The organism is Pseudoduganella albidiflava (assembly GCF_004322755.1).
In the GTDB taxonomy this organism is placed as follows: domain Bacteria; phylum Pseudomonadota; class Gammaproteobacteria; order Burkholderiales; family Burkholderiaceae_D; genus Rugamonas; species Rugamonas albidiflava.
On the sequence record NZ_CP036401.1, the window covers coordinates 3,379,398 to 3,403,669 of the forward strand.

18 protein-coding genes are annotated in these 24,272 nt (G+C 67.7%); 10 read left to right on the forward strand and 8 right to left on the reverse strand.

Features of this window, described 5'->3' with window-relative positions; all coding sequences use genetic code 11:
* The first annotated feature begins 252 nt into the window (after positions 1-252).
* From EYF70_RS14020 to EYF70_RS14040, 5 genes are all read left to right on the forward strand, one after another.
* A complete protein-coding gene (locus EYF70_RS14020; protein ID WP_229420857.1) occupies positions 253-954 on the forward strand; it encodes a GntR family transcriptional regulator in 702 nt (233 codons plus the stop codon).
* A gap of 47 nt (positions 955-1,001) precedes the next feature.
* Complete coding sequence (locus tag EYF70_RS14025; protein ID WP_131145963.1) at positions 1,002-2,045, forward strand: ABC transporter substrate-binding protein; 1,044 nt, start codon at positions 1,002-1,004, stop codon at positions 2,043-2,045.
* A 5-nt stretch (positions 2,046-2,050) separates the two neighbouring features.
* The gene (locus EYF70_RS14030; protein WP_131145964.1) at positions 2,051-2,866 is read left to right on the forward strand and encodes an ABC transporter ATP-binding protein; all 816 of its coding nucleotides are present in this window, start codon (positions 2,051-2,053) and stop codon (positions 2,864-2,866) included.
* Between the two features lie 38 nt (positions 2,867-2,904).
* Positions 2,905-3,666, forward strand: coding sequence for an ABC transporter permease (locus tag EYF70_RS14035; protein WP_131149090.1), 762 nt, complete (start codon positions 2,905-2,907; stop codon positions 3,664-3,666).
* Between the two features lie 118 nt (positions 3,667-3,784).
* Positions 3,785-5,413, forward strand: a complete 1,629-nt coding sequence (locus EYF70_RS14040; RefSeq protein WP_131145965.1) for a glycoside hydrolase family 43 protein — start codon at positions 3,785-3,787, stop codon at positions 5,411-5,413.
* A 250-nt stretch (positions 5,414-5,663) separates the two neighbouring features.
* Here EYF70_RS14040 and EYF70_RS14045 read toward each other — a convergent pair whose 3' ends face one another.
* Together EYF70_RS14045 and EYF70_RS14050 are read right to left on the reverse strand one after the other, a co-directional pair.
* Positions 5,664-8,753: a TonB-dependent receptor domain-containing protein gene (locus EYF70_RS14045; RefSeq protein WP_131145966.1), complete on the reverse strand. Its 3,090-nt coding sequence runs from the start codon at positions 8,751-8,753 to the stop codon at positions 5,664-5,666.
* A 307-nt stretch (positions 8,754-9,060) separates the two neighbouring features.
* Positions 9,061-11,490: a DNA internalization-related competence protein ComEC/Rec2 gene (locus EYF70_RS14050; protein ID WP_131145967.1), complete on the reverse strand. Its 2,430-nt coding sequence runs from the start codon at positions 11,488-11,490 to the stop codon at positions 9,061-9,063.
* 243 nt (positions 11,491-11,733) lie between these two features.
* On the opposite strand from EYF70_RS14050, the gene EYF70_RS14055 reads away from it, so the two are divergent.
* On the forward strand, positions 11,734-13,104 hold the full coding sequence (locus EYF70_RS14055; protein WP_229420858.1) for an alpha/beta hydrolase family protein: 1,371 nt from the start codon (positions 11,734-11,736) through the stop codon (positions 13,102-13,104).
* Positions 13,105-13,288: 184 nt separating this feature from the next.
* Here EYF70_RS14055 and EYF70_RS14060 read toward each other — a convergent pair whose 3' ends face one another.
* Positions 13,289-13,780 (reverse strand): hypothetical protein, encoded by a 492-nt coding sequence (locus EYF70_RS14060; protein WP_131145968.1) that lies wholly within the window; start codon positions 13,778-13,780, stop codon positions 13,289-13,291.
* Positions 13,781-14,013: 233 nt separating this feature from the next.
* Between EYF70_RS14060 and EYF70_RS14065 the strand changes: the two genes are divergently transcribed.
* Both EYF70_RS14065 and EYF70_RS14070 read left to right on the forward strand, forming a co-directional pair.
* Complete coding sequence (locus tag EYF70_RS14065; RefSeq protein ID WP_131145969.1) at positions 14,014-15,036, forward strand: DUF1176 domain-containing protein; 1,023 nt, start codon at positions 14,014-14,016, stop codon at positions 15,034-15,036.
* A 128-nt stretch (positions 15,037-15,164) separates the two neighbouring features.
* The gene (locus EYF70_RS14070; RefSeq protein ID WP_165497666.1) at positions 15,165-16,106 is read left to right on the forward strand and encodes a right-handed parallel beta-helix repeat-containing protein; all 942 of its coding nucleotides are present in this window, start codon (positions 15,165-15,167) and stop codon (positions 16,104-16,106) included.
* A 48-nt stretch (positions 16,107-16,154) separates the two neighbouring features.
* On the opposite strand, the gene EYF70_RS14075 is transcribed toward EYF70_RS14070, so the two are convergent.
* The 5 genes from EYF70_RS14075 to EYF70_RS14095 form a co-directional block, all read right to left on the reverse strand.
* The gene (locus EYF70_RS14075) at positions 16,155-17,075 is read right to left on the reverse strand and encodes a hypothetical protein (RefSeq protein WP_131145971.1); all 921 of its coding nucleotides are present in this window, start codon (positions 17,073-17,075) and stop codon (positions 16,155-16,157) included.
* Positions 17,076-17,099: 24 nt separating this feature from the next.
* Entirely contained in the window at positions 17,100-17,912 is an 813-nt protein-coding gene (locus tag EYF70_RS14080; RefSeq protein ID WP_131145972.1) for a TatD family hydrolase, read from the reverse strand.
* 3 nt (positions 17,913-17,915) lie between these two features.
* Complete coding sequence (gene lolD, locus EYF70_RS14085; protein WP_131145973.1) at positions 17,916-18,617, reverse strand: lipoprotein-releasing ABC transporter ATP-binding protein LolD; 702 nt, start codon at positions 18,615-18,617, stop codon at positions 17,916-17,918.
* Complete coding sequence (locus EYF70_RS14090; protein WP_131145974.1) at positions 18,610-19,878, reverse strand: lipoprotein-releasing ABC transporter permease subunit; 1,269 nt, start codon at positions 19,876-19,878, stop codon at positions 18,610-18,612. The genes lolD and EYF70_RS14090 overlap by 8 nt, the downstream gene beginning before the upstream one ends.
* Positions 19,879-20,037: 159 nt before the next feature.
* Positions 20,038-21,300 carry a lipoprotein-releasing ABC transporter permease subunit gene (locus EYF70_RS14095; protein ID WP_131145975.1) on the reverse strand — a complete coding sequence of 421 codons (1,263 nt, stop codon included), beginning with the start codon at positions 21,298-21,300 and terminating at the stop codon, positions 20,038-20,040.
* Between the two features lie 158 nt (positions 21,301-21,458).
* Between EYF70_RS14095 and EYF70_RS14100 the strand changes: the two genes are divergently transcribed.
* A complete protein-coding gene (locus EYF70_RS14100; protein ID WP_131145976.1) occupies positions 21,459-22,484 on the forward strand; it encodes a hypothetical protein in 1,026 nt (341 codons plus the stop codon).
* Between the two features lie 31 nt (positions 22,485-22,515).
* Positions 22,516-24,210 carry a single-stranded-DNA-specific exonuclease RecJ gene (gene recJ / locus EYF70_RS14105; RefSeq protein WP_131145977.1) on the forward strand — a complete coding sequence of 565 codons (1,695 nt, stop codon included), beginning with the start codon at positions 22,516-22,518 and terminating at the stop codon, positions 24,208-24,210.
* Positions 24,211-24,272: the final 62 nt, after the last annotated feature.

The window sequence follows — 24,272 nt, forward strand, 5'->3', positions numbered from 1 at the left end:
GATGCATCGCTTCGGTGCACGCGGCGCCTGTTTTGGGGCAACGATGGCGTCCGGATTGTCGACAATCCGCCCTGTTTCCCGGCCGTTCCGCGTGCTCGCGGGACCGCCGCGAATGGCCCGGAACCGCGCGGCAGCGCGCTTTCCGGCACAAGCCGCCGCGCGGATTGTCGACATTTTCAGACCGGTGGCACGCGCCTTGCTAAGCATGGTTGAGCCCAATCACCTGTCAGCCCCATGTCCCTTGCACCAGCATTGCCCCCCACATCCCTGCTCGACGCGCCGGCCAGCCCCATCGCGCCGGAAGAACGCATGTACCTCGACGTGTACGACGCGATCATGTCGCACCGCCTGCACGCCGGCACCAAGCTCACCGAGCAGGGCCTGGGCGACATTTATGGCCTGGCGCGGCACCACGTGCGGCGCGTGCTGGCCAGGCTGGCGGCGGACGGCCTGGTCGACCTGGAACGCAATCGCGGCGCCCGCATCGCCAGCCCCGGCGCGCGCGAGGCGGACGACATGTTCGAGCTGCGCCAGGTGCTGGAAGCGAAGGTGATGGACAAGCTGGCCGGCCGGCTCACCGAAGCGGACGGCCGCGCGCTGCGCGACCTGATCGCCCGCGAACGCGATGCCTGGATGCGCGGCGACCGGCCGCTGTGGATCCGGCTGTCGGCCGAGTTCCATATCGAGCTGGCGAAACTGGCCGGCAACGCCTTGCTGGTCGATGCGCTGCGCCGGCTGGTGTCGCGCACCACGCTGCTCATCTCGAATCTCGACAACGCCGGCCAGCAGCCCTGCTCCTTCGACGAGCATGCCGCCGTGGTCGACGCCCTGCAACACCACGACAGCGCCCGCGCCCAGGCACAGATGGCGCGGCACCTCGGCCAGTGCGCCTGCCGGCTGCTGGCGCGGTCCCCGGCCCGCTTCGACCTGCGCAGCGCGCTGGGCAAGGCATGACCATTTTCACGGCGGCTCCGCCGCCTTCACCCCAGAAAGGATGTTCCATGCATTTCACTCTCCGCTCATCGCGTTTCCGCCAGCTCGCCGCCAGCGTGGCGGTGGCCGTGCTGGCCCTGCCGGCGCTGGCGCAGGATACGAAGATCAAGTTCCAGCTGGACTGGCGTTTCGAAGGACCGTCCGCGCTGTTCCTGGTCGCCAGGAGCAAGGGCTACTTTGCCCAGGAAAAGCTGGACGTGACGATCGACGCCGGCAACGGCTCCGGCAACGCCGTCAACCGGGTGGCATCGGGCACCTACGACATGGGGTTCGCGGACCTGGCCGCGCTGATGGAATTCACCGCCAACAATCCGTCCGCGCCGGGCAAGCCGGTCGGCGTGATGATGGTCTATAACGACACGCCGGCGGCCGTGCTGGCGCTGAAGAAATCCGGCATCCGCTCGCCGGCCGACCTGAAAGGCAGGAAGCTGGGCGCCCCGGTGTTCGACGCGGGCCGCCGCGCCTGGCCGATCCTGGCTCGCAGCAACGGCCTCGATCCCGCGGCCGCCGCCTGGACCAGCATGGAGCCCGCCCTGCGCGAGACGATGCTGGTGCGCGGCGACGTGGATGCGATCACCGGCTTTACCTTCACCTCGCTGCTCAACCTGAACGCGCGCGGCATCAAGGACGAGGATGTCGTCGTGCTGCCTTACCCGAAGTATGGCGTGCGGCTGTACGGCAATGCCATCATCGCCTCCGACGCGCTGGTGAAGCAGAAGCCCGAGGCGGTCAAGGGCTTCCTGCGCGCCTTCGCCAAGGCCGCGCGCGACGTGATGGCCAATCCGGAAGCGGCGATCAAGAGCGTCAAGGAGCGCGATGGCCTGATCGATGAAAAACTCGAACTGCGCCGCCTCAAGCTGGCCATCGCCACCGCGATCGCCACGCCGAGCGCCAAGGCCGAAGGCTTCGGCCAGGTCTCGGCGCCGCGGCTGTCGCTGATGGCGTCGCAGGTCTCCGACGTGTACGCCACGAAGACGCGGGTCGATCCGAAAACGGTCTGGGTGTCCACCTTCCTGCCGTCCGCGGCCGAACTGAACGTGTTCCCGAAATGACGGCGATGACCGACATCCTGGCGGCGGAAAAGTCCGTCGCCGATCGTTTCGTCGACTTCCGCGACGTCTTCCTCGCCTACGACGACTCGGGTGAATATGCGGTGGAAGACATCACGCTGCAGACGCGGCCGGGCGAATTCATCGCCATCGTCGGCCCGTCCGGCTGCGGCAAGTCGACCTTCATGAAGCTGGCCACGGGCCTGAAGGCGCCCACCCGCGGCACGGTCCATATCGACGGGCAGCCGGTGACCGGACCGCTGAAGATCGTCGGCATGGCGTTCCAGGCACCCACGCTGCTGCCGTGGCGCACGACGCTGGACAACGTGCTGCTGCCACTGGAAATCGTCGAACCGTACCGCCGCACGTTCCGCAAGGACCGCGCGGCGCATGTGGAACGCGCGCTGGCGCTGCTGAAGACAGTGGGCCTGGACGGCTACGCGGACAAGTACCCGTGGCAGCTGTCCGGCGGCATGCAGCAGCGGGCGTCGATCTGCCGGGCCCTGATCCACGAACCGAAGATGCTGCTGCTGGACGAACCGTTCGGCGCCCTGGACGCTTTTACACGCGAAGAACTGTGGTGCGTGCTGCGCGACCTGTGGACCGAACGCCGCTTCAACGTCATCCTCGTCACGCACGACCTGCGCGAAGCGGCCTTCCTGGCCGATACGGTTTACGTGATGAGCAAGCGGCCGGGCCGCATCGTCGCCCGGCGCGACAACCCGCTGCCGCGGCCGCGCGATATCGACATCACCTACACCGAACCGTTCAGCGCGCTCGTGCACGAGTTGCGCGAGCACATCGGCCGGGTCCGCGGTACCTGAATCTTTACCTGTCCGGCACCCGCCATGGAACCAACATGATGCACCGTAAAACCATCAAGACCTTCGCCCCGTGGGCCCTGCTCGCCGCCATCGTGCTGCTGTGGCAGGCCGCCTGCGCCCTGTTCGACATTTCCGAGTTCATCTTCCCAAGCCCGTACGCGATCGCCGTCGCGCTGGTCGAGTACGCCGGCCCCATCGCCGGGCATGCCTGGCAAACGTTCTGGGTGACGATGGCGGGCTTCGCCATCGCCGTCGCCGTCGGCGTCGCGTTCGGAGTGCTGATCGGCTCGTCGCCGCTGCTGTACGCGGCCGCCTATCCGCTGATGACCGCCTTCAACGCCTTGCCGAAGGCCGCCTTCGTGCCGATCCTGGTGGTGTGGTTCGGCATCGGCGCCGGCCCGGCGATCCTGACCGCCTTCCTGATCTCGTTCTTCCCGATCATGGTCAACATCGCCACCGGACTGGCCACGCTGGAGCCGGAACTGGAAGACGTGCTGCGGGTACTCGGCGCGCGCCGCCTCGATGTACTGCTGAAAGTCGGCCTGCCGCGCTCGATGCCGTACTTCTTTGCATCGCTGAAGGTGGCCATCACGCTGGCCTTCGTCGGCTCCACGGTGTCGGAAATGAACGCGGCCAACGAAGGCATCGGCTACCTGCTGGTGTCGGCCGGTTCGTCGATGAAGATGCCGCTGGCGTTCGCCGGCCTGGGCGTGATCGGCGCGATGGCGATGGCGATGTACGAACTGTTCGCCATCGTCGAGCGGCGCTCCACGGCCTGGGCGCACCGCGGCGCCCGCTGACCGCGGGTTTGACTGTCCTTCACTGTCTTTCGCTCACCAGCTTGATCGTTTCCGTCTTGACAGCGGCGCCCCGCCCGGCATCTACTGGGCGGCGACGTCACAATCATACGGAGACCGGATGGCCATGCGGATTGGTGGGAAGGCGGCCCTTGCCGGGCTGCTCGGAGGAACTTGCGTGGCGCTGTCCGCCATGGCGGAGGCGCCCGCGCAGCGCTACAAGAACCCGGTCATCCACGCCGACTACTCCGATCCCGACGTGATCCGCGTCGGCGAGGAGTATTTCCTGGTGGCGTCCAGCTTCCACTTCTCCCCAGGCCTGCCGGTGCTGCAATCGAAGGACCTGGTGCACTGGAAGATCGCCGGCCACGTGCTGCCGGCGCTGCCGTTCCACCCGTCCTACGACATGGTGCCGCCATACACCCTCACCGACAGCATCTCCAAGCCGGTGGGTCCTGGCATGCGCTACGCCGGCGGCGTGTGGGCGCCGGCGATCCGCTATCACAACGCGCGCTTCTACGTGTACTGGGCCACGCCGGATGAAGGCATCTTCATGAGCACCGCCGACCACCCGGCCGGGCCATGGTCGGCGCCGGTGACAGTGCTGGCCGGCGCCGGCTACGAGGATCCCTGCCCGTTCTGGGACGACGACGGCAAGGCCTGGCTGGTACATTCGAAGGTGGGCGCCGGCCCGATCATCCTGCATGCGATGACGCCGGACGGGACGAAGCTGCTCGACGCCGGCACGACGATCATCGAGGACAAGGTCAACCTGCCCGTGCTGGAAGGCCCGAAGGTCTACAAGCGCGAAGGCTGGTACTACATCTTCGCGCCCATCGGCGGGGTGGGCACCGGCCCGCAGGCCGTGCTGCGCGCCCGCACGATCCAGGGGCCGTACGAACACCGCACGGTACTCCATCCCGGCAATGGCCTGGCCGGGCCGCACCAGGGCGGCTACGTGGAAACGCCGTCCGGCGAAGGCTGGTTCATCCACTTCAACAGCACCGGCGCGTTCGGCCGCATCGCGCACCTGCAACCGGTGGCGTGGAAGGATGGCTGGCCGGTGATGGGCGAAGCCGGCTTGCCGGTGCGCGACCATGCGGCGCCGCGCACGGCGGCCCGCTCGCCCGACTATAGCCTGCAGGATTCCGACGAGTTCTCCAACGGTGCGCTCGGCCTGCAATGGTCATGGAACCACAACCCGGACCCGGCGCGCTGGAGCCTCGCGCAGCGCCCGGGCTTCCTGCGCATCGAAGGCAACCGGGCCAGGCACCTGGTCCGCGCGCGCAATACGCTGACGCAGATCCTGCAGGGGCCGGCCGCCGAGATCACCACCCGCATCGAGCTGGGGGGAATGGCGGAAGGCCAGCGCGCCGGCCTGGCGCTGTTCGGCGTCAGGGTGCCGTGGATCGGCGTCGTGCGCGAGGGCGGCGCCAGTTACCTCACGTACGCCAATGCAGGCCGGGAGTTGCGCGGGCCGGCGCTCACGGCCGGCGCCGTCGTCCTGCGCGCCAGCGTGCGTGCCGACCAGACGGTGCAGTTTTCCCATGCGTTGCGGGAAGGCGGGCCATTCAAGGAATTCGGCCCCGCTACCGAGCTGGCGAAGTTCTCGTGGTGGAAAGGCAGCCGGCCAGCGGTGTTTACTTACCTCCGCTCGGACAGTGACGAGGCGAAGGCAAGCGCGCCCCCTGGCCAGATCCAGCGTAATTACATCGACGTGGACTGGTTCCGGGTGAAGGTGGCGAGGTAGACACAACGGAGGCGGGAAGCTCATGGTGAAAGTGGCGACATGGGCACGAAAAGACCGGCCTGGATCTTATGGTCCGTTTACCCCAGGTGCAAGCCCCGGGGTCAGACCCGCCGGGGTGAGCAGGGGTTTCGCGAAGCATGCTTCGCGCCTGCGGAACGGTGCTGGCATGCAGGCCAGCATTCCTTCCTGACCCCAGCACAGGTGACAGCCTCTAGCGCTCCCTTAACCCCGGTTGCAGGCACACGCTGCGCTACAGCCGCACATTCAACGTGGCAAAGAACACGCGCCCCAGCGGATCGTACGTGGCCGACACCGAATTGTTCGACGGCAGCTGGGTGGAGCCCAGCACCGGCGGGGCGCGGTCGGTGACGTTGCGCACGCCGGCGGTCAGGTTGACCATCTTGCTGAAATCGTAGCCGGCCGTCAGGTCGAGGTAGGTGTACGAGCCGATGCGCGGATTGGTCAGCGATTCGAAGGCCGGCGGCGCCACGCCCCGGCGCTGCGGGACCAGGTACGCATCGGTGGTCACGCTGCCGCTGTAGCGGGCCCGCGCCGACAGCATCAGCTTCCCGCTGTTCATCGTCACCCGCGCCGTGCCCTTCCACTTCGCCACGGGCTGGCCGCACGTGCCGCCCCAGGTACCCACGCATTCGTTGGTCACGTCCGGGATATCCTGGATCGGCGTGAAGGTCAGTTCATCCACGTAGGTCCAGTTGGTGTCGACGCTCCACCGCGTTCCGCCGCCGCCAAGGCCCCAGCCGGTGCGGAAGCCGTAGTTCGCCGCCAGGTCGACGCCCCGGGTGCGGATGCCGCCGATGTTCGCGGCGGTGGTCATCACATAGGTCGGCGCGGCGATCTGGCCGGTCACCGGATCGCGGTTGATCGCCCGGCAGTAGACGCTGTCCGCGCTCTGGATGGTCAGGTAGCACAGGTCCAGCACGGACTGGATGCCGCCGCCGCCCAGCGTCGAGATGGCGTTGTCCAGCGTGATCCGGTAGAAGTCCAGGCTCACCTGCAGGCCGCGCACGGCCGTCGGCGCGAAGACAGCGCCGATGGTGGTGGTGTGCGACGTCTCCGCCGTCAGGTCCGGATTGCCGCCCAGGATCTGCGTGAGGAACTGGGTCGGCTGCACCGAAAGATCGAACACCAGGCCGCCCGGCACGCCGGTGGCCTCGCACAGCGCGCGCACGGCGGCGGTCTGCTGGCCGGCCGGGGCACGGCTGGAACAGGGATCGATGGCGGTCGGGCCGTTGCGGCCCTGGCCACCGAACAGTTCACCCACGTTCGGCGCGCGGATCGATTTCTGCTTCTGCACGCGGAAGGTCAGGCTGTCCATCGGTGCCCATTCGGTGCCGATGGAACTGGTCCACACCTTGCCAACCGATTCCACGTCGTAGTCGGAACGGCGAAACGCGCCGCTGACGCTCAGGCTTTTCGCGAATGCCCGGTCCTTGAGCAGCGGGACGCGCGCCTCGCCGAAGAATTCCTTGACGGTGGCTTCGCCTTCGGTGGGCCGCGCGGCATTCCAGCCCGAGACGTCGCCCGACGACAGGAACGCGTCCGGCGTGTACTTGCTGTACGAATGGCGACGCTCGAAGCCCGCCGAGAAGTCGACCGGGCCGGAAGGCAATTCGGCCAGCTTGCCCGTCACGTTGCCGGCCACCACCTGCTGCTCGGCGACGATATCGGAATTGGACGAGATCAGGATCGCCTCGCGTGCCGCGTCGCTGAGGTTCTGGCCGAAGGGATTGAGCACCGGCGCCGCGCCGTTTTGTGCCAGCAACGCATTCTGGAAGCGGCTCAGCGAGATGGAGCCCGCCTGGTACTGCGATTCGGTGGTGCGCGCGTGCGTGTAGTAGATGTCGTATTTCAGGTCGCTCAAATAGTTTTCGGACACGGCGGGCAGCTCGCCTCGCAGGCCGATGGCGGCGCGAAATACGCTGTGGTCCGTCTCGGCCAGCCGGGTGCCGAGGTCGGACAGGCGCCGGTTCAGGTTGACCAGCGCCAGGCCGTCACCCGCCACCGTCGTCAACGTCTGCGACCCGTTGGTCGCGCGCAGCGTGCCCGACTCGCGCAGGTCGAGCTGGCGCATCACTTCCTGCATCTGCGTGCTCAGGTACGGGTTGTTGGCGTTGACGAGGAAGTTTCCGCTCGCGCTGGTCGGCCCGATCTGCACCTTGGCGATGTTGCTGCTGTAATGCAGTTCCAGGTAGCCGGTGGCGCGCTCATTGAAATCGTAGTGCGCGAAGGCGTTGCCCATCCAGCGCTTCTGCGGGGTGACCACATACGACAACGGCCCCAGGTCATAGCCGTCGTCGGGCGCGACATAGGGCCGCACCGCTTTCCCGCTGGCGTCGAAGATGGCGCCCAGCGTGCCCATGCCCTGCAGGCCGGCAGCGCGCAGCGCGGCCTCCAGTGCCGGGTTCGACGCCGCCGAACCGACAACCGGCAGGTTGCCGATGCGCCCTGTCGGCACGGTGGACGAGCCGCTGTAGACGAGGCCAGGCCGGCCGCCGGCGGACAGGCAGGTCTGCCCACCCGGCACCGCGAGCGGTGTGCCAGGGCGGGTCGCCGACCACGAAGCGGCGGTGACGCAGCCGTCGCCCATCGATGGCAGCGAGTAGCCGCCCAGTTCGCCGCGCGTCATGCCCTCCCGGTCCATGTAGTTCAGCGACAGGACCGCGTTGCCGCGGTTGCCGGCGAAATTGCCGCCCACCGTCAGGTCGACGCTGTTGGTCGGCGTGCCGGTAGGCTGGTCCCGGGTATGCTGGGCATTGATTTCCACGCCCTGGAAATTGTCGCGCAGGATGAAGTTGACGACACCGGATATCGCGTCCGACCCGTACACCGCGGAGGAACCGCCGGTCACGGTTTCGATGCGCCGCACCAGCGCGGCGGGAATCGCGTTGATGTCGGTGGTGAGGTCGGGACCGGTGATCGCGAAGCGGCGCCCGTTCACCAGCACCAGGTTGCGGGTCGGCCCCAGGTTGCGCAGGTTCAGCGTGGCCGTGCCGGACGGCTGGCCGGCCTGCATGGTATTCGCGGTGGGGCTGCTCAACTGGTTGGCGGTGAATTGCGGCGTATCCGTCAGCAGCGTTTCCAGGTTCTGCGTGCCGGTCACCTTCAGTTCCTGCGCATCGAGCACGGTGACGGGGGTGGGCGCGAGAAAGCCGCGGTTCACCAGTCGGGTACCGGTGATGACGACGGTGGTCTCCGCCGGCGCCGCGGCGGGCGCTTCCTGCGCCCCGGCGATGCAGGTGACGCAACTGGCCGCGAGTGCCGCGGAAATGGACCGGTGTCGCCGGATTCGGTTCTTGCTGCTGCGCTGCGGATGTCGCATTCGTCGTCCCCAATCGAAATGAAGTGTTTACCGATCCGACGTTCCGGCTGTTCTCGCATTTCGGCCACTCTCGCATTGATGGCCTTGCAACCGTGAACCTGGACCGATGGTAGGAACCTTCCGATCAGAGCGTCAATCCACCAACCGCTCAAGGACATGACTAATGTGACGGCAATCATCCGGCTGATCGGCGGGGACGGTTGCGGGCTACGCGCCACCGTTCCGGGCAGCCCGCATGACTGGATTGGCGGCGCGCCTGATCGGCGGCGGCCGCTTCGCGCAACGCCTTGAGCGGAAGGCGCGTCGGTCAATCGTGCCAGTAGCGCGGACGCGACACGCGGTAGCTGTCCACCCGTATCGGACTAGCGAGGTCGATACCGATGGCGCCGCCGATGTCGGTGCGCAGCGTATCGACCGCGCGCCGTTCATAGCGCTCCACGACTTCCCGCTTCGGGTGCCGGTAGCGATTCCGGTGCCCGACCTGGAACACGGCCAGCGCCGGCCGCACCGCATCCAGGAACACTTCGGTGGACGACGTGCCGCTGCCGTGGTGCGGCACCAGCAGCACGTCCGCGCGCAACGCGGGCGCGGCGCGCGCCACCAGTTCCGCTTCCTGGCGTGCTTCGATGTCGCCGGCCAGCAGCACGACCTTGCCGCCGGCGGCGATCCGCAGCGTGCAACTGCGGCCATTGGTCTTGATCGACGGGTCGGCATAGCTGGCGGCGGTCGGATGCAGCATCTCGAAGCGCACGCCATCCCATTCCCAGCGCTGGCCGGCGACGCAATGCCGGTGCCCGGGTGCCGCCAGCACGACGGGATGCGCCAGCGGCAGCGACGACAGCGTCCAGCCAGCGCGGATGTCCCGCAGCACGGCCAGCGCGCCGCCGGCATGGTCGGCATCGCCATGGCTGACGACGAGCCCGTCGAGCCGGGCGATGCCGCGCGCCCGCAGGTAGGGCACGAGCACCCGGCTGCCGGCATTCGCGTCCGTACCGTACGTCGGCCCCGTGTCGTACAGCAGCCGGTGCCCGGCCGTCTCGACCAGCACGGCCATGCCCTGACCCACGTCGAACGCGACGATACGCGCGGTGCCGGGTGCCGGCGCATCCGGCTGCGCGGCCAGCAGCGGCAGCCAGGTGAAGGCGCCGAGCCAGCGCGTGGGCCAGCCGCGCGGCGCCAGCAGCCACAGGGTGCCGGCCAGCGCGAAGGCGAACAGCCACCAGGACGGCACCGGCGCATGCCACACCGCCAGCGGCGCGGCGCCCAGCCATTGCAGCGCCACGGCGAGCCAGCGCATCAGCTCGTGCGCCAGCACCAGCAGCGGTGTCGCCAGCGGTTCGGGCAGCAGCCCACCGGCCAGCGCCAGTGGCGTGACCAGCAGGCTGACGACGGGAATGGCGATCGCGTTCGCGACGGGACTGATCACGGAGACCTGGGCGAACAGCAGCATCGTCAGCGGCACCAGCCCCAGGGTGACGGCATACTGGGTGTGCGCCGCGCCGCGCAGTACGTGCATCAAACGCTGGAGGCGCGTGAGAGGCGTGGCGCGGCGTTCATCCGGATCGAGGGAGTCCGGGTCGCCGGGGTTCTTCCACACCGCCGTGCGGCCGACCGAGGCATATAAGATAACGCCGACGGCGCCGAACGACAGCCAGAATCCCGGCCACATCACGGCCCATGGATCGCGGAATACCACCAGCCCGGCCGCCAGCGCCAGCACGTGCGACACGCAGGCGATGCGGTCCGTCCACACGGCCAGCGCGACCACGCACAGCATGTACAGCGTGCGTTGCGCGGGCACGCCGAAACCGGCCAACAGTACGTACAGCAGCGCCGCCAGCATGCCGGCCAGCGCGCCCACCTTCTGCGCCGGCAGCAGCAGCGGCAATTGCGCGCGGGGCAGGAAGAACGAGCGGCGCCACAGTGCCGCCATGGCCCAGGCGACCAGTCCCGCGATCATCGTGATGTGCAAGCCCGAGATCGACACCAGGTGGCCGATGCCGGTGCGCGTGAAGAGCTGCCAGTCGTCCTGGTCGATGCCGCGCTGGTCGCCGACCACCAGGGCCACGATCACGGGCGCATATTCCCGGCCCTCCAGCGCATGCCGGATCTTCTCGCGCAGGCCGTGGCGCAGCCGTTCGATGGCGTTGCGGGCCGAAGGGACAAAGTCGCTCAGCCGCTCGTGCCGGCCCGCCGGGCGCACGTAGCCGGTGGCGCGGATGCCTTGTTCGAGCAGCCACAGTTCGTAGTCGAAGCCATGCGGGTTGGCGTTGCCGTGCGGCCGCTGCAGGCGCACGGTCAGGCGCCAGCGTTCGCCCGGCCGCAATTCGGGCACGTCCCGCACTTCGCCCCGGAAGCCGGCATACCAGGACAGCGCGATGCGCGGCGGTACCTTGACGCCTTCGGCACGTTCGACGGCGAGGAAGAACCGCGTGAACTGGCCGGTGCGGTTCGGCAGGTTGTCGATGGTGCCCGTCACGACTATGTCGCGGCCCTCGTCGGCCTTCGCCAGTTGCGGCGCCAGGGCGTGGCTGGCCAGTACCGCCGCCCAATAAAACCCGAGCGCCGCACCGCACGCCACGCCGGCCGCAATGCGCCACCGGCCGCGCGCCAGCCAAGCCAATAAACCGGCAAGCATCAGCAGGGCCAGGAGGATGTGCAGGGCATGGGCGGTTAAGGCGGACTGGGTTTGCAGGAACGCCGCACCGCCGACAAAGCCGAGAATCGCGCTGCGCATGCCGCCTCCGGAGTTGGTTGCCTACCGGGCACGCGTGGCGCCGGATCTCTGCGCCCGTCGCGGCGCGCAGCCGAGGCGTTACGATAGGCGCGTCCACGGTCCCACCGCCTTGAAATGCATCAACGCGGCAGACATCAGCGCCCCGCCGCGGGCCCGGGACTACGCAGGCCCTGGTCTCTCCCGCATATCCGTAAACGACATATCGAAGGCTTATAAAATTCATTGACGCCGGCACCCGGCCGCGTGACACTCATCCATGGTATCGGTACCAACTACATGGAGAGGAATGAGATGGTCGGCAAGGTGGCTGTGGTGGTGATGATGATGGCGGCATGTGTGGCACCGCCTGGAGCGCTGGCAAAGAAACCGGCACCGGCGCCGGCCGTGGAGTACTACGGCGATGCGCGGCCGGACGCACCGGAGCTGGCGGCGCGCGGCAGCCTGCCGGTGGGCGTGCGCACGGTGGTCATCGAGAACAAGGACCAGCTGGACATCCTGAACGCCAGCGCGAGCCGGCCGGACCCGCGCTACAGCCGCAAGCTCAAGCTGGAAGTCTGGTATCCGGGCCGCCTGGCGCCGGGCGAGCGGGAACATGTGATGTATACCGACGTGCTGGGATCGGGGCCCGGCAACCCGGCACGCCCCAATACGCCGTTCCAGTTCGCCGGCCGCGCCGCCCGTGACGCGGCACCGCTGCCGGCCGCGGCCCCTGCCCGCTATCCGCTGGTGATCGTGTCGCACGGCTACCCCGGCTCGCGCCTGCAAATGAGCTACCTGACCGAGAACCTGGCGTCAAAAGGCTATGTGGTGGTGGCCATCGACCATGCCGAATCCACGCGCGCGGACAAGGCGGGCTTCCCCAGCACGCTGCTGAACCGGCCGCTGGACGATCTCTTCGTGCTGCGATCGGTGGCCAGGTGGGCGGAAGCCGGCAGCGGCCATTTCCTCGCCGGCCTGGTCGACACGGACAGCACCGCGCTGGTCGGCTATTCGATGGGTGGCTATGGCGTGCTCAATGTCGTTGGCGCCGGGCTCAGCGCGGATGCGGTGGCCTTCGTGCCCGGTGGCGGGCTGGCCGTACACCAGCGCGGTAACCCTGAATATGACGCACGCCGCGACCCACGCATCAAGGCGGTCGTCGCCTTCGCACCGTGGGGCGGCGCCGGCAAGATCTGGGACGACGCGGGCCTGGCGGGGGTGCGCACGCCAACATTGTTCATCGCTGGCGACCAGGACGATATTTCTGGCTACAAGGATGGCGTGCTTCGCCTCTTCCAGGGCCTCGTGCACGCCGACCGGTACCTGCTCACCTACCGCGGCGCGCGGCACAACACGGCACCGAATCCGCCGCCGCCGGCCGCCGCTGCCGCCGGGCTGGAAGAGTTCATGGCCTACGCCGAGCCGGCATGGGACAGCCGGCGCATCAACAACATCAACCAGCATTTCGTGACCGCGTTCCTCGGCGTCACGCTGAAGGGACAGCCGCTGCAATCCTACCTGGACCTGCCGCCTCTGCCCGCCGGCGGCACGGCCGGTCCGGACACCGCCGCGTGGAAGGGGTTTCCGAAGCGGTCGGCCGTGGGGCTGGAGTTGCAGCACCTGCCGGCGCAGTAGCGGGCCAGCGGCACTGGCACACGGAACCCACGATTTGAACAGACGGCGATGCGGCCTCGCCTGGAGCGCCGCCGAGAGGGGCGCTGCAAGCGCCGTGTAACCGAATGCGGATACGGCCCGGGAATCGGATACATTGCTCGGCTTCTGGCGCGGGCCGGTGGCAACTTACGTTGACCCTGCCACGTCATGCCATCAACGAGCGAGAGTCGATCGTGTTCCGCCCGGATCCGTGGACCAGCGGATTTTTTCTGGCAACCCATCTGTTCAAGGTGCTGCACAACTCGTCCAACGGCATGACGTAAAGATCCCTGATCCATTCGATGTCCGAATCCGGCGCCCGGGACTGTCGCAAGCGAAGGTGGGCCAGGTGATCGTTGGTGTACAGGATGCCGATGTGCCTGTCTCCCTGGTTCATGCCGATATGGAAACCGATCACGTGGGACCAGTCCACCGTCCGTTTTCGCCCGGCGGTTTCGATGTCCAGTCCGCTCGCGTGAAGTCTGAGGAGGGTGGCGCCGGGCCGGTAGATGTACAGAGCCAGGCAAAACAGCGGGCCCATGACGATCGTTCCGAACCAGCCGGCCAGGCCCGGGAGTGCCGACACGGCCATGAGTAACAGGCTGCCGAGCAATACAAGCAGCCACAGCAGCTTGCGAAGGCTCGCCTTGATGATCATGGTTTCTTCAGCCGCAGCAATGTCCAAATGGGTGCCTCATGCATAAGGGTAGACGCGCAGCCATGCGGAGGGCTGGCCGCGATACCTGGTCGGCGTCCGGCTCGGCCAGGCCACGTCAAGCCCGCAGGATAACATGGAGTAGCAGATGTTTTATCTGAGCAATTTTTACAGGGTATCACGGTAGCCGGGCCGGAAGGCAAGACGCGCCGCTCAAGTTTTGCTATCGTCGCGGCATGAGAATCGCCATCACCGCCGCGCTGCTGGGCGCCTGTGCCCTCCCCGCACTGGCGGATACCCCGGAGGGTATCCATTTTGCCCATCATGACTGGGAAATCGCCTGCGACAACACCCGCACCTGCCGCGCCGTCGGCTACTACCAGGCCGAGGAGCCGGGGAACCCGGCTGCTACCGTGTTGCTGGAACGCGCGGCAGGACCCGGCCGGCCCGTGACGGCAACGCTGATGCTGACCGGGTTCGATGGAAAGTATTGGGTGCCGAAGACGGGCAACGTGGCGATGCGCGCCGACGGGCACGCGCTGGGCGACGTAACACTCGGCGGCGACGACATGCAGGGCACACTGAGCGCTGCGCAGTTACGGGCCTTGGTGGAGGCAGTTGCCGGCACGGGCGTGGTGCAATGGCATGACGGCGAGCAGGTATGGACGCTGTCCGGCCAGGGCGCGGCCGCCGTGCTGCTCAAGATGGATGCGTTGCAGGGACGCCTGGGCACCCCGGGGGCACTGCTGCGCATGGGCTCCCGTGCCGAGGATGGTGTTTTGCCGGCGCTGCCGCCGCCCGAAGTGCGGCGGGCAGCGACCGGCAAGGACGAGGTGGTCCTGCCACCCGCAACGCGCGCAGCGCTGATGCGCGAGCTGCGCGGCACGCTGGCAGAAGGCGACTGCGAAGCTCTCGGGCCGGACGATCTGTCAGCCCTGCCCCTCAGCGCCGGCCGGCTGCTGGTCTACGGCCAATGCTGGGCCGGTGCGGCGGGAACCGGGACCGCCTACTGGGTCACCGGCAGCGCCGCCCCTTTCGAGCCGGCGCTCGTGACGACCGACGGCAGCGATCATGCGCCCGGCGAGATCCATGCTTACCGCAGCATGAGCGGGTGCTGGGAAAGCACGGAATGGGTATGGGATGGCCGCCGCTTTGCGCGGACGCGCCAGGCCACGTCGGGCCGGTGCGGGACCGCGGGGTTCGGCAGCACATGGAACTTGCCCACCTTCGTGGCGAAGGTCATGCCTCGCCCGCGCTGACAGCGCCAATACAATAACGCCCTTTCGCATCGACAAGGAATCAGGCAATGGTGTCAAAGCATGTAGTGTCAAAGCATGTGGTGTCAAAGCATCTGGTGTCAAAGCATGTGATCGGCGCGGCTGCGCTCATGGCCCTCGCCCTGCCACCGCGCGTGGGCGCGGAAGAAATCGGTGGCGGGCGCCTCGTCTGGCTCTTGCTCACCCATGCCATCAAGGAGCAGTTCATCCCGCGTCCTGTGCCAGCCGTGCCCGCCGCGCACGCCCGCATGCAGGTGGAGAAGGATGCCACCGGCTGCCAGTTGCTGCGCTGGGACCGCACGATGTCCGGCACGCCGTCGATGGGCATCTACCATCCCGGCAGATACTGCCTGGACCAGGATTACGAGGTCGACTGCGCGGCCACCACGCCGGATTGCACCGGCACGATGATCGAGATCCACGCAAGCAATGTCGACCTGGATATGCGTGGTCACGCGCTGCGCATGTCCGGTACACGCCGCTACCGCGGTGTGTGGGGAACGGGCCAGTACATCCGGATCCATGACGGCCGCATCGAAGGCGCTGGCATCGGCATCACGCTTTCGCACAGCACCACCGACCCGGCGAAAGCCTATCCGGACACGCAACCGGACGCGGGAGACGTCCTGACCCTCACCGGCTTCGCGGTGGAACGCATGGAGTTCAGCGGCGTGTACGGCGCGATCGAGCTTTCCGGCAAGGATAACGAGGTCCGCGATAACCGGATCGACATGATCTGCGACGCCGCGCCTGGCGGCCGCCCGCCCGTCGCGCTGCTCAGCTATGGTCCTTCGGCGCGCATCGAGCGCAATACCATCGTCCTGCGCAACCAGGCTGCCGGATCGACCGGCCATGCGATGTACCTCCGCGCGGGCCACCGCGCGGTGATCGGCGAAAATACGGTGAACGTGGAGGGCACGCGTTCAGGCACGATCGGCATCGGGCTGAGCGACAGCCAGAGCGTGGTGCTGCAACGGAACCGGATCGACACGGCGAACGTCACGGTGCTCAAGAACACGAGCAGCCTGGTACCCGCCGACATCGCCCGCTAGCGGGAACCCGCCACGGCCCGGTCGACGATACCGTCCGGTACGAACCCCTTAAGGCTGTTTCCGGTCAGGCGGCGCCGCCTGCCCATCCTCGAGCTTCCACCGCCTCGACAGGTAATCGAGGGTGACCACCCGGTCGCCCAGCGGCCGCAGGCCCAGCACGCCGGCCAGCTTGACGGGCGAGCGGAAGCCCTGGTCCACGCAATAGGAAACCCGGGTCTCTTCCAGCGCGACACCGGCCACAGTGAGCCGGTGCGCGGCCGACGTTTCAAAGCACTGCACCTGCTTGCCCCAGCTTTCCAGCCCGAACTGCCGCACCTTGCCGCCCGCGGCCAGCGGCGCACCGCCCGTCAGTTCGACCCATTCGCCGGCATCCGTGGCGGCCAGGCCGAAGCGGGCGGCGCCGGTATCGAGCAGCGCATACGATGGCCGGGCGCCCTGCAGGTGCAGCTCGACCAGCGTGTGGCCGCCGGTTTGCCCCCAGCGCGCATAGAACAGCGGATGCGCCGCCGGATCGGTGGCCAGCAGGGGTTTACTCGTGTACGCGAAACGCGCCTTGCCCAGGTCGAGCGTGAGGGTGCCGTGTTCGAAGAACGCATTGCCGACGGTGGCCACCGCACGGATCGCGCACACCTGCGGATTCACGTACCGGAGGTTCTGTGCATCGGCCTGGATCTGCTTGCGGATGCCGGCCAGTTCGATGGTGACGGTCTTTTGCGGCAGTTGCTCGCCCTGCGCCGCCTGCCCTGCCCACATCCATTCGCCGTTGGCGCCCGTGTCGAGCTGCACCAGGCATGGCGCGCCGTCGATGGTCGCGGGCAGGAACAGGGCCAGCCGCTCCGGCGGCCCGCCGGCGAAACTGTCGACGTGCCACGTGAAGGGCTGCCAGCGCGGTTGCGCCGCGGCCGGCATGGCGATGGCACAGCACAGCAACGCCGCCTGCGCCGCGACGGCCATCCTTGATCGCTTCATGGTGCGTGGCTCATACCAAGTGGCTCATGGACCACGCATGCCCGTCAAGGCGCCCAGCCGCGGCATCACGGCGTGGGCGTTCGCCGTCGTCGCGTCCCGCAGTTCGTCGAGGCCGATGCCGCGCAGTTGCGCCAGCACTTCGGCAATGCCGGGGACCTGGTCGGGCGTGTTCACGCCCGGATGAACCCAGTGCGGCGCGATGTCCGGCGCATCCGTTTCCATCACGATCGCCGACAGCGGCAACTGCTCGGCCAGCCGGCGGATCTGCAGGGCGCGTGTAAACGTCAGGTTGCCGCCGAAGCCCAGCTTGAAGCCGATGTCGATGTAGCCCTGTGCCTGCTGGAAGCTGCCGTTGAAGGCGTGGGCGATGCCGCCGGCGGGCGGGATCTGTCGCACGTGCTTGAGCACCTGGTCCTGCGACTTGCGCACGTGGGTCAACACGGGCAAGCCGAATTCGCGGGCGATCTTAAGCTGCTCACGGAAGAACAGGACCTGCTTGTCGCGCATCTCCGGCGTGCACAGTTGCGGCAGGAAGAAGTCCAGCCCCACTTCGCCGATGGCGACGAAGTTCGGATCGCCGAGCGCTTCGCGCACCGTGTCGCGCATGGCCGCCAGGTCGTCCTCCGTGGCGGCCGGCACGCAGATCGGGTGGATGCCGATTGCATACGACGCGTTGCCGGCGGCCGTGCCCAGTACACGCACGGCTTCCCAGTTGCCGCGGTCGATCGCCGGGATGACGATCATGCCGACACCCTTGTCGAGCGCGCGCGCCGCCACGCCAAGCGAATCGCCGCCGAATTCGCGCGCATCCAGGTGGCAGTGCGTGTCGATCCACATGGCTTACTCCGGACGCAGGCCTTCGTCCGTCAGCCGCAGCACGCGGTCGCAGCGGCGCGCCAGTTCCGGATCGTGCGTGACGATGACGAACGCCGTGCCCAGCGTGCGCGACAGCTCCAGCATCAGGTCGAAGATCGCCTCGGCCGTCGTGTGGTCCAGGTTGCCGGTCGGTTCGTCGGCCAGCACGCAAGCCGGCTGCGTGACGAGGGCGCGGGCCAGCGCCACGCGCTGCCGTTCGCCGCCGGACAATTCACCCGGCACGTGGGTGACGCGCTTGGCCAGGTTCACGCGGGCCAGCATGGCCTGCGCCGCTTCCTCGGCCTGGGCGCGCTTCATGCGGCGGATCATCAGCGGCATCGCCACGTTGTCCAGCGCCGAGAATTCCGGCAGCAAGTGGTGGAACTGGTAGACGAAGCCCAGCGCCTGGTTGCGCAGGTCGCCCCGCGCCGCTTCCGACAGCGTGGCGAAATCCTTGCCCTGCAAGACCACGTTGCCGGTGCTCGGCGTGTCCAGGCCGCCCAGCAGGTGCAGCAGCGTGGACTTGCCGGAGCCGGAGGCGCCGATGATGGCCACCCGTTCGCCGCGGTGCACCGCGAAGTCGATGCCTTTCAGTACCTGCACGGCATAGCTGCCCTGGGTGAAGGTCTTGCCCAGGTTGCGGCAGGACAGGACCGGCTCGCCCGCCGGATGGTTCACGTTATTCATAGCGCAAGGCCTCCGCCGGTTTCACGCGCGATGCCCAGCGGCTCGGGTAGACGGTGGCCAGGAAGGCCAGCACGACGGAGATCACGCCGATCTTCGTCACGTCCGGCCAGCGCATGTCGGATGGCACCGTGGTGATGTAATAGATATCCTTCGACAAGAACTGCACTCCCAGGAGGTTTTCGATAAACGGAACGATCACGTCGATGTTCTGCGCCACCAGCACGCCGCCGCCGACGCCGATGGCGGTGCCCAGCAGGCCGACCAGCGCGCCCTGGATGACGAAGATCTGCATGATCGAGCGGGGCGAGGCGCCCAGCGTGCGCAGGATGGCGATGTCCGGCTGCTTGTCGGTCACCGTCATCACCAGCGTGGATACGAGGTTGAAAGCGGCCACCGCGACGATCAGCGTGAGGATGATGAACATCATGCGCTTTTCGGTCTGCACGGCGGCGAACCAGTTGGCGTTGAGCTTCGACCAGTCGCGCACTTCCAGGTTCGCCGGCATGATCTTCTTCAGTTCATCGGCCACCTGCGGCGCGCGGTGCATGTCCGCCAGGCGCAGGCGCAGGCCGGCCGGCGCCGCCATGCGCAGCATGCGCTGGGCATCTTCGAGGTGGATGAAGGCCATGCCGGCATCGAATTCCTGGTGCTGCGCGGCGAAGATGCCGACCACCGTGAACGAGCGCATGCGCGGTACCAGCCCGGCCGGCGTGACGGTGCCCTGCGGCAGCACCATCGTCACCTTTTCGCCGATGCCGGCGTTCAGCGAGCGGGCCAGGTCGATGCCCAGCACGATATTGAACTGGCCAGGGCGCAGCGCCGCGAAGCTGCCCATCCTGATGTGTTTTTCCACGTCGGAGACGGCCGCTTCCTGCTCCGGCAGCACGCCGCGCACCATGGCCGGGCGCAGCGCCTCGCCGCCGTGCATCAGGCCCGCCTGGGTTTCCGAGAACGGTGCCGCGCCTTTCACTTCGGGATGGCGCTGCGCGTTGGCGGCCTGCTGGCGCCAGTCCGGCATGCCGCCATCCTTGTCGAACACTTCCACGTGGGCCAGCACCGACAGCATGCGGTTCGTCACATCCTTCTGGAAGCCGTTCATCACGGACAGGATGATGATCAGCGCGCCGACGCCGAGGGCGATGCCCGCCGTCGAGATCAGCGAGATGAACGAGATGAAGCGGTTGCGCCCGCCCCGCTTGCCCGCGCGGGTGTAGCGCAGGCCGACCTGCCATTCATAGGGAAGATTTTTCAGGAAGCTCATCGCTCACCACTTAACGAGGGAGCCGAAGTGTGCCACAGATGGCGGCACCCGCGCGACAGGTGCATGACATCAAGCACATGCGTGACGTCATTCCGGAGCGGCACATCATTGCAGGGCTTCCTGTCGTACCAGGGCTGGACATCACGGCAGAGCTTCATATCACTCATAGCGCAGCGCCTCCGCGGGTTTCACGCGGGCCGCCCACCAGCTGGGATACAGCGTGGCGACGAAGGCCAGGCCGACGGCCGTGCCACCGATCGCCGCGACGTCGCCCCAGCGCAGGTCGGATGGCACGGCGCTGATGAAATAGATGTCCTTCGACAGGAATTTCAAGCCCAGCAGGGTCTCGATGGCGGGCACGATCGTGCCCACGTTCATGGCGATGAGCACGCCGCCGGCCACGCCCAGCGCCGTGCCCACCACGCCCACCAGCGCGCCCTGCACCATGAACACCTTCATGATCGAACGGGGCGACGCGCCCAGCGTGCGCAGGATGGCGATGTCGGCCTGCTTGTCGGTCACCGTCATCACCAGCGTCGCCACCAGGTTGAACGCGGCCACGGCGATGATCAGCGTGAGGATGATGAACATCATGCGCTTCTGGGTCTGCACGGCGGCAAACCAGTTGGCGTTCAGCTTCGACCAGTCGCGCACCAGCAGGTCGCCCGGCATCGACTGCTTCAGCTGGAAGGCCACCTCGGGCGCCTGGTCCATGTCCTCGATCTTCAGGCGCAGGCCGTAGGGGCCGGCCAGGTTCAGCAGCTGCTGGCCGTCGGCCAGGTGCACGTAGGCCAGCGAGGAGTCGAATTCATTGTGGCCCGCCTCGAAGATGCCGGCCACGGTAAACGTGCGCATGGCCGGCGTGCCGCCCGACAGGCCGCCTTCGGACAGCGCCATCGCCACCTTGCCGCCCACCTTCACGTCCAGCGCCCGGGCCAGCTCGATGCCGAGCACGATGGCCTGTTCGCCCGCCTTCAGGCCGGCCAGGGAGCCCTGCTTCACCTGGCGGGGAATGTCCGATACCTTGCCCTCTTCTTCCGGCAGGATGCCGCGCACGATGGCCGGGCGCAGCACGTCGCCGCCGTGGGCCAGCAGTGCCTGCAGTTCCACGAACGGCGCCGCGCCCTTCACTTCCGGGTTGGCGAACGCGCTGCGCGCCGTGGCATGCCAGTCCGTCATCGGGCCGCCCATCTGGTAGATCTCGATATGCCCCAGCACCGACAGCATGCGCGCCGTGACTTCCTTCTGGAAGCCGTTGTAGACCGACAGGACGATGATCAGCGCCGCCACGCCCAGGCCGATCCCCGCCATCGAGATCGCGGAAATGAAGGAAATGAAGGTGTTGCGGCCGCTGCGGCGCCCGGCGCGCGTGTAGCGCAGCCCGACCTGCCATTCGAACGGCATCTTGTGCGTGAAACTCATGGAGTGGAACCCGGCGAAGAACGCATGGAGAAGATGACTCCTGTGCAAAGTGCGCAGTTTGCCATATAAACAGCATTGCCGGAGATACAGCTGAGCAGCGTAGCCAGGCAGGCGCTGGCGGCCGGGGCGCCGCGGCCGCCGATCTTTTATAATGGCGCATGGCTTCCACGACCCTCGTTCTACCTTTCGGCCTGCCGCCGGCCGAAATGGCGCCGGATCTCGTCCGCGCGCTGCAGGCCCCGGCCCTGGCGACGCTCCTGTCCCGCAATTCCACGCACACGGCGCACGCGTTCGATGCCGACTCGCGGCTGCTGCCGCATGAGGCATGGCTGGCGCATGCGCTGGGCGTGGCCGGCGATCCCGCCGCGCAGCCGGCCGCGCCGTTCGCGCCGGCGGTGATGCGGGGCCTCGGCCTGGCCCCGGATGCCGGCCACTGGTTCCTGTTCCACCCGGTGCACCTGGTGATCGGCACGCACCTGATGATGCCGGACCTGCGCGGCCTGCGCATCGGCGCCGAAGAATCGCGCGCGTTGTTCGACGCCGCGCTGCCGCTGTGCGAGGAACTGGGCAAGACGCTGGTGTACGGCGACGCCCGGACCTGGTTCCTGCGCGCCGACGACTGGGCCGGCCTCGCCACGGCTTCGCCGGATGCCGCCACCGGCGACAACCTGCACCCGTGGCTGCCGTCAGGCGCCGCCGCGCGGGACTTCCGCCGGCTGCTCAACGAGGTGCAGATGCTGTGGCACGCCCATCCGGTGAACGCGGCCCGCGCGCAGCCCGTCAACTCGTTCTGGCTGTGGGCCGGCGCCCCGGCTGCGCAGCCCCGGGTCGGCACGCCACTGGCGACCGCCGCGGCCCCCGCCTGGCTCAATGCGCTGGCCACGCCGGAACTGCGCGATGCCACGTGTGTCCAATGGCTGGCCACGAAGGGCAACGATCGCCTGGCCGTGCTGGGCCACCTGGCCGGCGCCGGGCTGGCCGAAGACTGGCCAGGCTGGCTGGAATCGATGAAACAGCTGGAAGACCAGTGGTTCGCACCGCTGCTGGGCGCGCTGCGTTCCGGCCAGGCGAGCGGCGTGCGCCTGATCCTGACAAACCGGCTGGGCTGGACCGACACGGCCACCACGAAACTGGCGCTGAACAAGTTCTGGCGTACCGAGAACTTTAAAAACCTGCTTGCCTGAGCAAGTTAACAAGCACGATAAAGTTGAATCCATGACCCGTATCACGCACCGCCCCTGCCCGTTCCGCGAATCGGAAATGCTGCGCCAGGGAGGCATCCACCCCGTGCTGGCGCGCCTGTTCGCTTCGCGCGGGCTGACCGATCCGAAAGACCTGTCGTCCGACCTGTCGGCACTGATCCTGCCCTCGGGGCTGCTGCACATCGATGCCGCCGCCGTGTTCCTGGCCGATGCGATCGCCGCCAGCAAGCGCATGGTCATCGTCGCCGACTACGATTGCGACGGCGCCACCGCCTGCGCCGTCGCGCTGCGCGGCCTGCGCGCGATGGGCGCGAATGTCGACTTCATCGTGCCGAACCGCTTCGAATATGGCTATGGCCTGACGCCCGAGATCGTGGCGCTGACGGCGCGCGAGAAAGCGCCGGACATCATCCTCACCGTCGACAACGGCATCGCCAGCATCGAAGGCGTGGAAGAAGCCAGGCGGCGCGGCATCGAAGTGGTCGTCACCGACCACCACCTGCCGGGCGACCGGTTGCCCGACGCGCGCGTGATCGTCAACCCGAACCAGCCGGCCTGCGGCTTCCCGTCGAAGAACCTGGCCGGCGTGGGCGTGGTGTTCTACGTGCTGCTTGCCCTGCGCGCGGAACTGCGCCGCCGCGGGGTGTTCGATGCGCAAACCCAGCCGAAGCTCGATTCGCTGCTCGACCTGGTGGCGCTGGGTACCGTGGCGGACGTGGTGAAGCTGGACACGAACAACCGCATCCTCGTGGCGCAAGGCCTCAAGCGGATGCGCGCCGGCCGCATGCATGCCGGCGTGGCCGCGCTGTTCCGCGTGGCCGGGCGCCAGGCGCGCTGCGCCACGCCATTCGACCTGGGCTTCGCGCTGGGGCCGCGGCTGAACGCGGCGGGCCGCCTGGAAGACATGTCGCTGGGGATCGAATGCCTGGTCACGGACGATGAAGGACGCGCCTGGGCGCTGGCCCAGCAGCTCAACGAGATCAACCTGAAGCGCCGCGAGATCGAGGCCGAGATGCAGGATGCGGCGCTGCTGCACCTGGACGATTTCCAGCCGTCGCGCAGTTCGACGATCTGCGTGTTCGACGATGCCTGGCACCAGGGCGTGATCGGCATCGTTGCCTCGCGCCTGAAGGAAAAGTTCTACCGGCCGACCATCACGTTCGCGCCGGCCGGCGATGGCTGGATCAAGGGTTCCGGCCGCTCGATCGCCGGCTTCCACCTGCGCGACGCGCTCGACCTGGTGTCGAAGCGGGCACCCAGCCTGATCGACAAGTTCGGCGGCCATGCGATGGCGGCTGGCCTGTCGATCCGCGCCGACGCCTTCGAGGCGTTCTCGCAGGCCTTCGAGGCGGTCGGCCAGGCCTGGCTGACGGAACAGCAGCTGGAGCGGGTCATCGAAACGGACGGCCCGCTGGAAGATGCCTATTTCACCACGCAATTCATCGAACTGATGGATGGCATCGTGTGGGGCCAGGGTTTCGCGCCGCCCGTGTTCTGCGATGAATTCCGCGTCGTCAGCCAGCGCATCCTGAAGGACAAGCACCTGAAACTATTACTGGAACGCAATGGCGCGCGCTATGACGCGATCTGGTTCGGCCGCACGGATGCGCTGGGCGAACGGGCCCGCGTGGCGTTCCGGCTCGATGCCAACGAATACAACGGCACCACGCGCGTGCAGTTGATGGTGGAGCACGCCGAACCGGCGTAAGAGCCAGGCTTCGGCCCATACATTCACCCCAACAGCAAAGGGCCAGGGTCAGACCGGCGGGG